Annotated in this window: 10 protein-coding genes and 1 other annotated feature; all 10 genes read right to left on the bottom strand. The window is 38.2% G+C overall.

Features of this window, described 5'->3' with window-relative positions; translation table 11 throughout:
- Positions 1–34 precede the first annotated feature (34 nt).
- Positions 35–505 carry a 30S ribosomal protein S7 gene (rpsG, locus tag NSS71_RS22390; protein ID WP_016204554.1) on the bottom strand — a complete coding sequence of 157 codons (471 nt, stop codon included), beginning with the start codon at positions 503–505 and terminating at the stop codon, positions 35–37.
- Between the two features lie 40 nt (positions 506–545).
- Complete coding sequence (gene rpsL / locus NSS71_RS22385; protein WP_047943712.1) at positions 546–968, bottom strand: 30S ribosomal protein S12; 423 nt, start codon at positions 966–968, stop codon at positions 546–548.
- A gap of 100 nt (positions 969–1,068) precedes the next feature.
- Complete coding sequence (locus NSS71_RS22380; RefSeq protein ID WP_047943711.1) at positions 1,069–1,317, bottom strand: 50S ribosomal protein L7ae-like protein; 249 nt, start codon at positions 1,315–1,317, stop codon at positions 1,069–1,071.
- A gap of 216 nt (positions 1,318–1,533) precedes the next feature.
- On the bottom strand, positions 1,534–5,133 hold the full coding sequence (gene rpoC / locus NSS71_RS22375; RefSeq protein ID WP_047943710.1) for a DNA-directed RNA polymerase subunit beta': 3,600 nt from the start codon (positions 5,131–5,133) through the stop codon (positions 1,534–1,536).
- Positions 5,134–5,338: 205 nt separating this feature from the next.
- Positions 5,339–8,899 carry a DNA-directed RNA polymerase subunit beta gene (gene rpoB, locus NSS71_RS22370; RefSeq protein ID WP_047943709.1) on the bottom strand — a complete coding sequence of 1,187 codons (3,561 nt, stop codon included), beginning with the start codon at positions 8,897–8,899 and terminating at the stop codon, positions 5,339–5,341.
- A gap of 248 nt (positions 8,900–9,147) precedes the next feature.
- Positions 9,148–9,753, bottom strand: a complete 606-nt coding sequence (locus tag NSS71_RS22365; RefSeq protein WP_047943708.1) for a class I SAM-dependent methyltransferase — start codon at positions 9,751–9,753, stop codon at positions 9,148–9,150.
- Between the two features lie 271 nt (positions 9,754–10,024).
- The gene (gene rplL, locus NSS71_RS22360) at positions 10,025–10,384 is read right to left on the bottom strand and encodes a 50S ribosomal protein L7/L12 (RefSeq protein ID WP_047943707.1); all 360 of its coding nucleotides are present in this window, start codon (positions 10,382–10,384) and stop codon (positions 10,025–10,027) included.
- A gap of 54 nt (positions 10,385–10,438) precedes the next feature.
- The gene (gene rplJ, locus NSS71_RS22355; protein WP_047943706.1) at positions 10,439–10,939 is read right to left on the bottom strand and encodes a 50S ribosomal protein L10; all 501 of its coding nucleotides are present in this window, start codon (positions 10,937–10,939) and stop codon (positions 10,439–10,441) included.
- Between the two features lie 32 nt (positions 10,940–10,971).
- Positions 10,972–11,123: a sequence feature (ribosomal protein L10 leader region), on the bottom strand.
- Positions 11,124–11,179: 56 nt separating this feature from the next.
- Positions 11,180–11,869: a 50S ribosomal protein L1 gene (rplA, locus tag NSS71_RS22350; RefSeq protein ID WP_047943705.1), complete on the bottom strand. Its 690-nt coding sequence runs from the start codon at positions 11,867–11,869 to the stop codon at positions 11,180–11,182.
- A 114-nt stretch (positions 11,870–11,983) separates the two neighbouring features.
- On the bottom strand, positions 11,984–12,409 hold the full coding sequence (gene rplK, locus NSS71_RS22345; RefSeq protein ID WP_031537888.1) for a 50S ribosomal protein L11: 426 nt from the start codon (positions 12,407–12,409) through the stop codon (positions 11,984–11,986).
- Positions 12,410–12,433: the final 24 nt, after the last annotated feature.

Here is a 12,433-nt window from a genome sequence, read left to right as displayed (position 1 = left end):
TTTCATAATGAAAGTATTTTTGTAAATTATAATATTACCAACGGTAGTGAGCAAACGCTTTGTTCGCTTCTGCCATTTTGTGTGTATCTTCACGTTTCTTAACTGATGCACCAGTGTTGTTAGCTGCATCTAAGATTTCGTTAGCTAATCTCTCTTCCATTGTTTTCTCTCCGCGAAGACGAGCATAGTTAACTAACCAGCGAAGACCTAAAGTAGTACGTCTTTCAGGACGAACCTCCACTGGAACTTGATAGTTAGAACCACCAACACGGCGTGCTCTTACTTCAAGAACTGGCATGATATTCTTTAATGCTTGATCAAATACTTCAATCGCTTCTTTTCCAGAACGCTCAGCAACGATTTCGAATGCTGAATATAGGATAGCTTGCGATTTCCCTCTTTTACCATCAATCATCATTTTGTTGATTAAACGAGATACAAGCTTTGAATTGTAAATCGGATCTGGTAATACGTCTCTTTTTGCTACAGGACCTTTACGTGGCATTTGATTTCCTCCTTTCAATTATGCTATAAATTCTATTTTATTATTTTTTTGCTGCTTTTGGTTTTTTAGTACCGTATTTAGAACGACCTTGCATACGGTTGTTAACTCCAGCAGTATCAAGCGCACCGCGTACGATATGATAACGTACCCCCGGTAAGTCTTTTACACGTCCTCCACGGATTAGTACAACACTATGTTCTTGTAGGTTGTGACCAATACCAGGAATGTATGCTGTTACTTCGATACCGTTTGTTAAACGAACACGTGCATATTTACGTAATGCAGAGTTTGGTTTTTTCGGTGTCATTGTACCAACACGAGTACATACCCCACGTTTTTGAGGTGAAGATACGTTTGTTTGTGCTTTTTTGAAACTGTTATAACCTTTGTTTAACGCAGGAGACTTCGACTTCTCTTCAGTAGATTGACGAGGCTTGCGCACTAATTGGTTAATTGTTGGCATTTCTTTTTCCTCCCTTCCTTTATGTTTGAAGCCCACACATCCAGGTGGTTCATATTAGGGCAAAAACAAAGTTCTCATGGTTAATTCCATAAAAACAGTTTTAAATAATTATGGCAACAGTTGCTGCGCCTACTTCTATTCCGCATGATTCGCCAAGCTTCTTCATGGATTCAACAAGTATAATAGGAATATTCACTTCTTCAGCTACCTCAGATACCTTTCTAATGATCATCGGATCGGCATCCTCTGCAACGATAACCTCAGTTGCAATCCCTTTTTTTAACGCTTTTACTGTTTGCTTTGTTCCTACTACTATTTTACTTGCCTGTCGTACTTTTTCATAAGACATTTTTATATCCTCCAAAGCAACAGGTGAATAGGAGCACCTTTGATATAGTATCATCTATAAAATTAGATGTCAATTATTTTCCTAAAAAACTTTCCTTTAATACCTAGATCTGTTTATCAAAGCTATGGATGTTGACCTATCTATTAATTCACAAATGATAGATAGGTCAACATAATAACCATATGCCTTTTTAGGAAAGATTCTAATTTATCGCTATTACTCTACAGTAACAGACTCTTCTGTTAGTTCTTCTGCAGTAATAGGTTCAGCATGACGATATCTTGGCATACCAGTACCAGCAGGAACTAATTTACCAATAATTACATTCTCTTTCAATCCTAGTAATTCATCGCGTTTACCTTTAATCGCAGCATCTGTCAGAACTCTTGTAGTTTCTTGGAAAGATGCAGCTGATAAGAATGAATCTGTTTCCAGAGATGCTTTTGTGATACCAAGTAATACTGGTCTTCCTGTTGCAGGAAGTTTTCCTTCTCTTAAAGCTTTTGCATTTGCATCAGTGAATTGGTGAATATCTAATAGAGTACCTGGTAATACATCTGTCTCACCAGCGTCTACTACTCTGATTTTGCGAAGCATTTGGCGAACCATTACTTCTACGTGTTTATCACCAATTTCTACCCCTTGCATACGATAAACCTTTTGTACTTCACGAAGTAGATATTCTTGTACTGCTGTAACGTTTTTCACTTTAATTAATTCTTTCGGATCAATAGAACCTTCTGTTAATTCCTGCCCTTGCTCTACTACATCATCAACTTTTACTTTAAGCCTTGCTGTATAAGGGGCAGTATATGTTCTAGTTTCTAATTCACCTTGAACAACAATCTCATGTTGACGGTCTCTACCTTCGTTGATACCAACAACAACCCCTGCCATTTCCGTAATAACCGCTTGCCCTTTTGGATTACGAGCTTCGAATATTTCTTGGATACGAGGTAAACCTTGTGTGATATCGTCTCCAGCAACCCCACCAGTATGGAATGTACGCATTGTTAACTGTGTACCCGGTTCCCCGATAGATTGTGCTGCAATAATACCAACAGCTTCTCCTACTTCCACTTCTTGACCAGTTGCTAGGTTGCGACCATAACATTTTTTACATACACCATGACGAGTATTACATGTAAACGCAGAACGGATCCATACTTCTTCGATATTAGCTTCAACAATTTCCACTGCTAAATCTTCTGTAATAAGTCCATTTTCTGGAACAATAACTTCGTTCGTTTCTGGGTGTTTAATTGATCTTCTTGCATATCTTCCGATTAAACGCTCATCTAGTGATTCGATAATTTCTGTACCTTCTTTAAGCGCAGAAACTAATAATCCTCTGTCCGTACCACAATCATCCTCACGAACAATGACATCCTGTGCTACGTCAACAAGACGACGAGTTAAGTAACCAGAGTCTGCTGTTTTCAGTGCTGTATCGGCAAGACCTTTACGCGCACCATGTGTAGAGATAAAGTACTCTAATACAGTTAAACCTTCACGGAAACTTGAGATAATCGGTAATTCGATGATTCTACCAGCCGGGTTGGCCATCAAACCACGCATACCAGCAAGCTGTGTGAAGTTAGATGCATTACCACGGGCTCCAGAGTCACTCATCATAAAGATTGGATTACGTTTATCTAAAGATTTCATCAGTTTTGCCTGGATAGTATCTTTTGCAGCACTCCAGATAGAAATAACGCGATCATAGCGCTCTTCTTCTGTGATTAATCCACGTCTAAACTGTTTCATTACATTATCTACTTTACTTTGTGCTTCTTCGATAATTTCTTGTTTTTCGCCTAATACTACAATATCAGCTACACCAACAGTAATACCAGCTTTAGTAGAATGCTTAAATCCTAAGTCTTTCATTCTGTCCAACATCTTAGAAGTTTCCGTTATCTTGAAACGTTTAAATACTTCAGCAATTATATTACCTAAAATTTTCTTTTTGAACGGTTCGATAATTGGCAGCTCCCTAATTGCGGCAGGTACATCTACACCTGGCTCAACAAAGTATCTTTCAGGAGTTTTTTCTTCTAAGTTTGTTTTCGTTGGTTCGTTAATGTACGGGAAAGATTTTGGTAAAATTTCATTGAACACTAACTTACCTACTGTTGTTAATAACAATTGTTTATTCTGTTCTTCTGTAAATGTTTCGTTATTTAAAGAACTAGCACGTACTGCCACACGAGTGTGTAGATGCACGTAACCATTTTGATAAGCTAATAAAGCCTCATTTGTATCATTGAAGATCATACCTTCTCCAACTGCACCCTCACGCTCTAATGTTAGGTAGTAGTTTCCTAATACCATATCTTGTGAAGGAGTAACAACTGGCTTACCATCTTTAGGGTTCAAGATGTTTTGAGCCGCAAGCATAAGTAAACGAGCTTCTGCTTGTGCTTCAGATGATAATGGAACGTGAACCGCCATTTGGTCTCCGTCAAAGTCCGCGTTGTAAGCTGTACATACTAACGGATGAAGACGAATTGCACGGCCTTCTACTAGTGTTGGTTCAAATGCTTGAATACCTAATCTGTGTAAAGTCGGTGCACGGTTAAGTAAAACAGGGTGCTCCTTAATAACTTCTTCCAGCACATCCCAAACTTCCGGTTGAAGTCTTTCGATTTTTCTTTTCGCAGATTTGATATTGTGAGCAATACCCTTTTCTACTAACTCTTTCATTACGAAAGGCTTAAATAATTCAATCGCCATTTCTCTAGGCAGACCACATTGATACATCTTTAAGTTCGGACCTACAACAATAACAGAACGACCAGAGTAATCAACACGTTTTCCTAATAAGTTTTGACGGAAACGCCCTTGTTTACCTTTAAGCATATGTGACAATGATTTAAGTGGTCTATTACCAGGACCAGTTACCGGTCGTCCACGACGGCCATTATCAATCAACGCATCTACAGCTTCTTGGAGCATACGTTTTTCGTTTTGCACGATAATGCTTGGTGCACCTAAGTCTAATAATCTTTTCAGACGATTATTACGGTTAATAACACGGCGGTATAAATCATTTAGGTCAGAAGTCGCAAAGCGGCCACCATCTAATTGAACCATCGGGCGCAATTCTGGAGGAATCACTGGAAGTACGTCAAGAATCATCCAAGAAGGCTCATTCCCAGAACCACGGAACGCTTCTAATACTTCTAGTCTTTTAATCGCACGAGTTCTTCTTTGCCCTTGTGCCGTTTTTAATTCTTCCTTTAAAGCATCTACTTCTTTATTTAAATCAATATCTGATAATAACTTCTTAATAGATTCAGCACCCATTGAAGCTTGGAACTTCACACCGTATTTATCACGGTATGCTCTATACTCTTTCTCTGAAAGAAGTTGTTTCTTCTCAAGAGCAGTGTCACCTGGATCTGTTACAACATAAGAAGCAAAGTAAATAACTTCTTCCAGTGCACGTGGAGACATATCTAACACTAGACCCATACGGCTTGGGATTCCTTTGAAATACCAAATATGTGATACTGGAGCCGCTAATTCAATGTGTCCCATACGTTCACGACGAACCTTTGCACGGGTAACTTCTACTCCACAACGGTCACAGACTACTCCTTTGTATCTAACACGCTTGTATTTACCACAGTGACATTCCCAGTCTTTTGTAGGACCAAAAATACGCTCACAGAACAAGCCATCTTTTTCCGGTTTTAAAGTACGATAGTTAATTGTTTCTGGCTTTTTAACTTCACCAAATGACCATGAACGGATTTTATCTGGCGAAGCTAGGCCTATTTTCATATATTCAAAATTATTAACATCCAACAAGGGTCCTACCTCCCTTTCGATCTTCAGGCTTTTGCCTTACTTAAAAACTTCTAAAAACTTATATAATCAAAGACAGGCCGTCACAAAAGGGTCTGACTTCACTTGAATAATCTATTTTAAAAGATATAAAAGGATCTTCTATTTAGATGTCTTCGCAGTGGAGTCTGACCCTTTCGTTTTTAGACAGGCCATGTTCATTACTTTATTATTCTTGCATGCCTACCTTTTCTGACTCAGGCTCTTGTGTTTCGGAAACAATTGTCAGAGATTCAGCTTGATGAATATCATCATCATCGTCTGTGTCTCTCATTTCAATTTCTTCTTCCGTGCTAGATAAGATTTTTACATCTAACCCTAAACTTTGCAACTCTTTCATTAATACGCGGAATGATTCAGGAACTCCAGGTTCTGGAACGTTTTCTCCTTTTACAATAGCTTCATATGTTTTCACACGACCAACAACGTCATCTGATTTAACAGTAAGAATTTCTTGTAAAGTATAAGCAGCTCCATAAGCCTCAAGCGCCCAAACCTCCATCTCTCCAAAACGCTGACCACCGAATTGAGCTTTTCCTCCTAGTGGTTGTTGCGTTACTAAAGAATATGGTCCTGTTGAACGAGCATGTAGCTTATCATCAACCATATGAGCAAGTTTGATCATATACATAACTCCAACGGATACACGGTTATCAAAAGGTTCACCTGAACGTCCGTCATATAGTACTGTTTTCGCATCTTGCGCCATTCCGGCTTCTCTAATTGTTTCCCATACATCTTCCTCACGAGCACCATCGAATACTGGAGATGCAACATGGATATTTAAGCTTCTTGCAGCCATTCCAAGATGCAATTCTAACACCTGACCGATATTCATACGTGATGGTACACCTAGTGGATTTAACATGATATCAACTGGTGTTCCGTCTGGTAAGTATGGCATATCTTCTTCGGGTAGAATTCGGGAGATAACCCCTTTATTACCGTGACGACCTGCCATCTTATCGCCTTCATGGATTTTACGTTTTTGAACAATATATACACGTACTAATTGGTTAACACCTGGTGGTAATTCGTCTCCATCTTCTCTATTGAAGACTTTAACATCGTGGACGATACCGCCGCCACCATGTGGAACACGTAAACTTGTATCACGTACTTCACGTGCTTTTTCACCAAAGATAGCATGTAATAATCGTTCTTCTGCTGTTAATTCAGTTACCCCTTTAGGTGTAACTTTACCAACAAGCAAGTCACCATCTTTTACTTCAGCACCGATGCGAATAATTCCGCGATCATCTAAGTTGCGTAAAGCATCTTCTCCGACATTCGGAATATCACGCGTAATTTCTTCCGGTCCTAATTTTGTATCACGAGATTCTGATTCATATTCTTCAATATGAATAGAAGTATAAACATCATCTTTTACCAAGCGTTCGCTCATGATAATAGCATCCTCGTAGTTGTATCCGTCCCATGTCATAAAGGCAACTAATACGTTACGTCCAAGGGCTAATTCACCAAGTTCCATAGAAGGACCATCAGCTAAAACCTCGCCTTTTGTTACTTTATCACCTACAGCAACAATCGGGCGTTGATTATAACAAGTACCTTGGTTTGAACGAACAAACTTAAGCATTTTATATTTATCAAGATTTCCTTTTACTTCTTGACCATCTACTTCAGAAATACGTCTAACCCACACTTCACGTGCTTCTACATGTTCAACAATACCAGGATGCTTACAGATAACAGCTGCACCTGAGTCTTTTCCTGAAACATATTCCATTCCAGTTCCTACTCTTGGAGCTTCCGGCTGCATTAAAGGTACTGCTTGACGCTGCATGTTCGCACCCATTAAGGCACGGTTAGAGTCATCATTTTCTAAGAATGGGATACACGCTGTCGCAGCAGATACAACCTGCTTTGGAGATACGTCCATATAGTCTACACGATCACGCTTAACAACAACGTTCTCATCACGGAAACGTGCTACAACATCTTCATCTAAGAAGGAACCATCTTCACCTAAACGAGCGTTCGCTTGGGCAACAACATAGTTATCTTGTTCATCAGCTGTTAAATAATCTATTCGCGACGATACTTTACCTGTCTCAGGATCAACACGTCTGTACGGTGTTTCGATAAATCCGAAACGATTTACTTTTGCATAAGAAGATAAGGAGTTAATCAAACCAATGTTTGGCCCCTCAGGTGTTTCAATCGGACACATACGGCCATAGTGAGAATAGTGAACGTCACGAACTTCCATTCCTGCACGCTCTCTTGTTAAACCACCAGGTCCTAATGCAGACAAACGACGTTTGTGTGTTAATTCTGCTAATGGATTTGTTTGGTCCATGAATTGAGAAAGCTGAGAGCTTCCAAAGAATTCTTTGATAGATGCAATAACAGGTCTGATATTAATTAGCTGCTGCGGTGTAATAGTATTCGTGTCTTGAATAGACATTCTTTCGCGAACAACACGCTCCATTCTAGATAAACCAATACGGAATTGGTTTTGCAACAATTCGCCTACAGAACGAAGACGTCTGTTACCTAAATGGTCAATATCATCTGTTAGACCTACTCCATGCAATAAATTAAAGAAATAACTGATAGAAGCAATGATATCTGAAGGAGAGATGTTTTTCACAGCTTCTTCTACATATGCATTACTAATAACATTAATTTCTTTATCCCCTTCATCTAGTGGTGAATAAATTTTCACCGATTGTACAACAACATCATCTTCTAATACTCCGCCATATGGGCTCAGCTTTTTAAAGCCAATATTGTTTTCTAGATTAGGAATAATACGGTCAAGCGCACGGCGATCTAAAAGAGTTCCTTTTTCAGCGATAATCTCGCCAGTTTCAGGATCCACTAATGTTTCTGCTAAACGCTGATTAAATAATCTATTTTTAATATGAAGCTTTTTATTAATTTTATAACGACCTACATTCGCAAGATCGTATCTTTTTGGATCGAAAAATCTTGATACCAATAGACTTTTTGCATTTTCCACAGTAGGTGGTTCTCCCGGACGAAGACGCTCATAAATTTCTAATAGCGCTTTGTCTGTTCCTTCTGTGTTATCTTTTTCTAAAGTGTTACGCAAATACTCATTGTCACCAATCAATTCAATAATCTCTTGATCGGAACCAAATCCTAAAGCGCGTAACAGAACAGTAACAGGAAGTTTACGTGTACGATCAATACGTACATATACTACATCCTTTGCATCTGTTTCATACTCTAGCCATGCTCCACGGTTAGGAATTACTGTAGCAGTAAATCCTTTTTTACCGTTCTTATCAAGTTTTCCATTATAATAAACACTTGGAGAACGTACTAACTGAGAAACGATAACCCGTTCCGCACCATTAATAACAAAAGTACCAGTTTCAGTCATAAGCGGGAAATCACCCATGAATACATCTTGGTCTTTTACTTCTCCTGTTTCTTTATTCACAAGACGAACCTTCACACGCAAAGGTGCAGAATATGTAACATCTCGCTCTTTCGATTCTTCCACTGAATACTTAGGATCTCCTAAGCTATAATCAATGAAATCAAGTGATAAATTGCCAGTAAAATCTTCAATAGGTGAAATGTCCTGGAACATTTCTCGCAATCCCTCATCTAAAAACCATTGATAGGAAGAGGTTTGGATTTCAATAAGATTTGGTAATTCTAAAACCTCACTAATTCGTGCGTAGCTTCTCCGCTGGCGGTGTCGTCCATACTGAACAAGTTGACCTGTCAACTGATTCACCCCTCAAATCAAACGTTATAGTACATCTATTAACATCTTATAAAAAAGGATATTAGACCCATTTTTATAAGACAAAAAGAAAAAGGGTTTTCCAATCAAAAAACCACATTTTCATATTTCTAATATTATTCTGTTAGTTTTTCCTTCTTACACCAATTTTATACAGTAACTTAGATAAAATTGCGAGTTTCAGAAAAATATTATATTGGCATTATACAATGCTATCACAACAAAAAGGACTAGTCAATCTTTTTTGCTTGAATTATAAAATAGCCTTTTTTCTTTTCTACTACGTTTACCTCTTTAAAGAATTCTTCTAATTTTGCAATAGCAGAGGGTGCTCCTTGTTTCTTTTGAATCACAACCCATAATTCCCCATTAGGTACTAAGCAGTCATAGCTTTGCTCAAAAATATCATGAACTACTTTCTTCCCCGCTCTTATTGGCGGATTGGTTAAAATAGAGGCAAATTTTTTTCCCTTTACACGAAGAAGTCGATCACTTTCATAAATACGAACATTTTCAACGCCGTTTTGTCTGGCATTTTCTTCTGCTAATTCAATAGCACGTAAATTAACATCAACCATATGGACCATTCTATTTGGGGAAGTCTTCGCAATAGATAAACCTATCGGGCCATATCCACAACCTACATCTAATATATCTCCATCTAAATCAGGCAAGGTATACGTCTCTATCAATAATCTGGATCCAAAGTCCACTTCCTTTTTAGAAAAGACTCCATTATCTGTTTTAAAACGTATTGTATTACCTTTAAGCGTAAAATTCCAGTAATTTGGATCGCTATTTACATTTTGGGTTCGGGAATAATAATGTTCCGTCATACGAACACCTCCTTAGGAGAATTTATTTAAGGAAGACTACTTGAGGATTGACTACAAAACTTAGATTGTAATCAATAAAAAAGCGCAGACGACTTATCCTAAAGCTATCATATACCAACAGTATCTTATTTAGAGACTCCTTAGAAGATAATTCTCCCAGCAGTTCATATTTCACTTCTAACTTGGTAAATTGCGGCTAACTTTTCTTAAGTCCTTCTCACTTTCAGGAAAAAAAAGCCCGCTAAAATAGCGAGCTTCTTTTTAACTAACATTACTTAACTTCAACGTTAGCTCCAACTTCTTCAAGTTTAGCTTTGATTTCTTCAGCTTCTTCTTTAGAAGCTCCTTCTTTAACTGCTTTTGGAGTGTTGTCAACAAGTTCTTTTGCTTCTTTAAGACCAAGACCTGTGATTTCACGTACAACTTTGATAACTTTGATTTTTTGATCTCCAGCAGATGCAAGAACTACATCAAACTCAGATTTTTCAGCAGCAGCTTCTCCGCCACCTGCAGCTACAGCTACAGGAGCAGCAGCAGTTACTCCAAATTCTTCTTCAATTGCTTTTACTAAATCGTTTAATTCTAAAACAGTCATATTTTTAACTGCTTCTAAGATTTGTTCTTTAGACATTATATGTTTCCTCCTTGTTTTTTGGGGTTTTATGATACGTTTCCGTATAAAAGATTATGCGCCTTGTTCTTCTTTTTGATCTGCAACTGCTTTTGTAGCAAGAGCAAGGTTGCGGATTGGTGCTTGAAGAACGCTGAGTAACATAGAAAGTAAACCTTCGCGTGATGGAAGTTCAGCTAGAGCTTTTACTTCTTCAACTGTTGCTAAGTTCCCTTCGATTACTCCCGCTTTAATTTCTAATGCTTCATGGTTTTTAGCGAAGTCATTTAGAATTTTTGCTGGTGCAACAACATCCTCATTACTGAACGCAATAGCGTTTGGACCAGTTAAGGATTCGTTTAAACCTGCTAATTCAACAGATTCTGCAGCACGGCGAGTTAAAGAGTTTTTGAAAACTTTAAACTCGATTCCTGCATCACGAAGTTGTTTACGAAGTTCAGTTACTTCTGAAACAGTCAAACCACGGTAGTCAACAACGATAGTTGATTTACTTGCTTTGAATTTCTCCGCAATATCAGATACTATTTGTTTCTTTTGTTCGATTACGCTGCTCATCTTTACACCTCCTGTAGAATTTCTACATTCATACCGACAAATAAAATCCTCCATATCTTTCAGACATGGAGGTGTATACAATAGTCGTTCTCACAACTGATCAAATAATCTATCGTATTACCTCGGCAGGGAATTAAGCTAAAAAATTAGCACCTACTGTCTACGGTACAAATGTTATTTATTTTTTCAACAAGATGAAGTATATGCTATCCATCTTATTTTGTCAAATACCAATTTTTATCAAACAGTAGATGGATCTACTTTTACGCCAGGTCCCATTGTTGAAGTAACAGATACGTTCTTCATGTAAGTACCTTTTGCAGCAGCTGGTTTTGCTTTTGACATTGTATCAAAGATAGTTTTGAAGTTCTCAACTAGTTTAGTTTCATCGAAAGAAACTTTACCGATTGGAACATGTACGTTACCAGCTTTGTCTACACGGTATTCTACTTTACCAGCTTTGATTTCGTTAACTGCTTTTGTTACATCAAATGTAACTGTACCAGTTTTAGGGTTTGGCATTAAACCTTTAGGTCCTAATACACGACCAAGTTTACCAACTTCACCCATCATATCTGGAGTTGCAACGATTACGTCAAAATCAAACCAACCTTGTTGGATTTTATTTATATATTCAGCATCGCCTACATAGTCTGCACCTGCTGCTTCTGCTTCTTTTAATTTTTCACCTTTAGCGAAAACTAAAACGCGTTGAGTTTTACCAGTACCGTTTGGAAGAACTACTGCTCCACGGATTTGTTGGTCTGCTTTCTTAGGATCTACTCCTAGACGGAAAGCAACTTCAACTGATGCATCAAATTTTGTAGTGCTAGTTTTTTTCACTAACTCAATTGCTTCTTGAATTGGGTAAGCTTTAGTACGATCAACAAGTTTGATAGCTTCTAAATACTTCTTACCTTTTTTAGCCATAACTATATTTCCTCCTTGAATTGTGGTTTTAGCGGAATTACCTCCCACGAATAAAGGTTGCGACTAAAGATTCACCGTCGTCACAACCTTAATCAACACTAACCATATATAGGTTTAGTCTTCAATAACAATACCCATGCTGCGGGCAGTACCTTCAACCATGCGCATAGCAGATTCAACACTAGCTGCATTTAAATCAGGCATTTTTGTTTCAGCAATCTCGCGTACTTTATCACGCTTAACAGTTGCTACTTTATTACGATTTGGTTCACCAGAACCAGACTCGATACCAGCTGCTTTTTTAAGTAAAACTGCAGCAGGTGGAGTTTTTGTAATAAATGTAAATGAACGGTCTTCGAAAACCGTAATCTCAACAGGAATGATTAAACCAGCTTGTTCAGCTGTACGAGCGTTAAACTCCTTACAGAATCCCATAATATTTACGCCAGCTTGACCCAATGCAGGACCAACTGGTGGTGCCGGATTCGCTTTAGCTGCTGGGATTTGCAATTTAACAACTTTAATTACTTTTTTAGCCACGAGACACACCTCCTTAAAGTCCGT

It is taken from the genome of Niallia sp. FSL W8-0951, from assembly GCF_038006525.1.
GTDB lineage: Bacteria > Bacillota > Bacilli > Bacillales > Cytobacillaceae > Niallia > Niallia circulans.
Note: the sequence above shows the minus strand (reverse complement) of the source record. Positions and strands in the feature narration are given on the sequence as shown.

What these genes read in the sequence shown, in the direction of transcription:
- rpsL (WP_047943712.1), bottom strand. Translation starts at nt 968, where the DNA reads ATGCCAACAATTAACCAATTAGTGCGCAAGCCTCGTCAATCTACTGAA.
- rplL (WP_047943707.1), bottom strand. Translation starts at nt 10,384, where the DNA reads ATGTCTAAAGAACAAATCTTAGAAGCAGTTAAAAATATGACTGTTTTA.
- NSS71_RS22380 (WP_047943711.1), bottom strand. Translation starts at nt 1,317, where the DNA reads ATGTCTTATGAAAAAGTACGACAGGCAAGTAAAATAGTAGTAGGAACA.
- rplA (WP_047943705.1), bottom strand. Translation starts at nt 11,869, where the DNA reads ATGGCTAAAAAAGGTAAGAAGTATTTAGAAGCTATCAAACTTGTTGAT.
- NSS71_RS22365 (WP_047943708.1), bottom strand. Translation starts at nt 9,753, where the DNA reads ATGACGGAACATTATTATTCCCGAACCCAAAATGTAAATAGCGATCCA.
- rplJ (WP_047943706.1), bottom strand. Translation starts at nt 10,939, where the DNA reads ATGAGCAGCGTAATCGAACAAAAGAAACAAATAGTATCTGATATTGCG.
- rpsG (WP_016204554.1), bottom strand. Translation starts at nt 505, where the DNA reads ATGCCACGTAAAGGTCCTGTAGCAAAAAGAGACGTATTACCAGATCCG.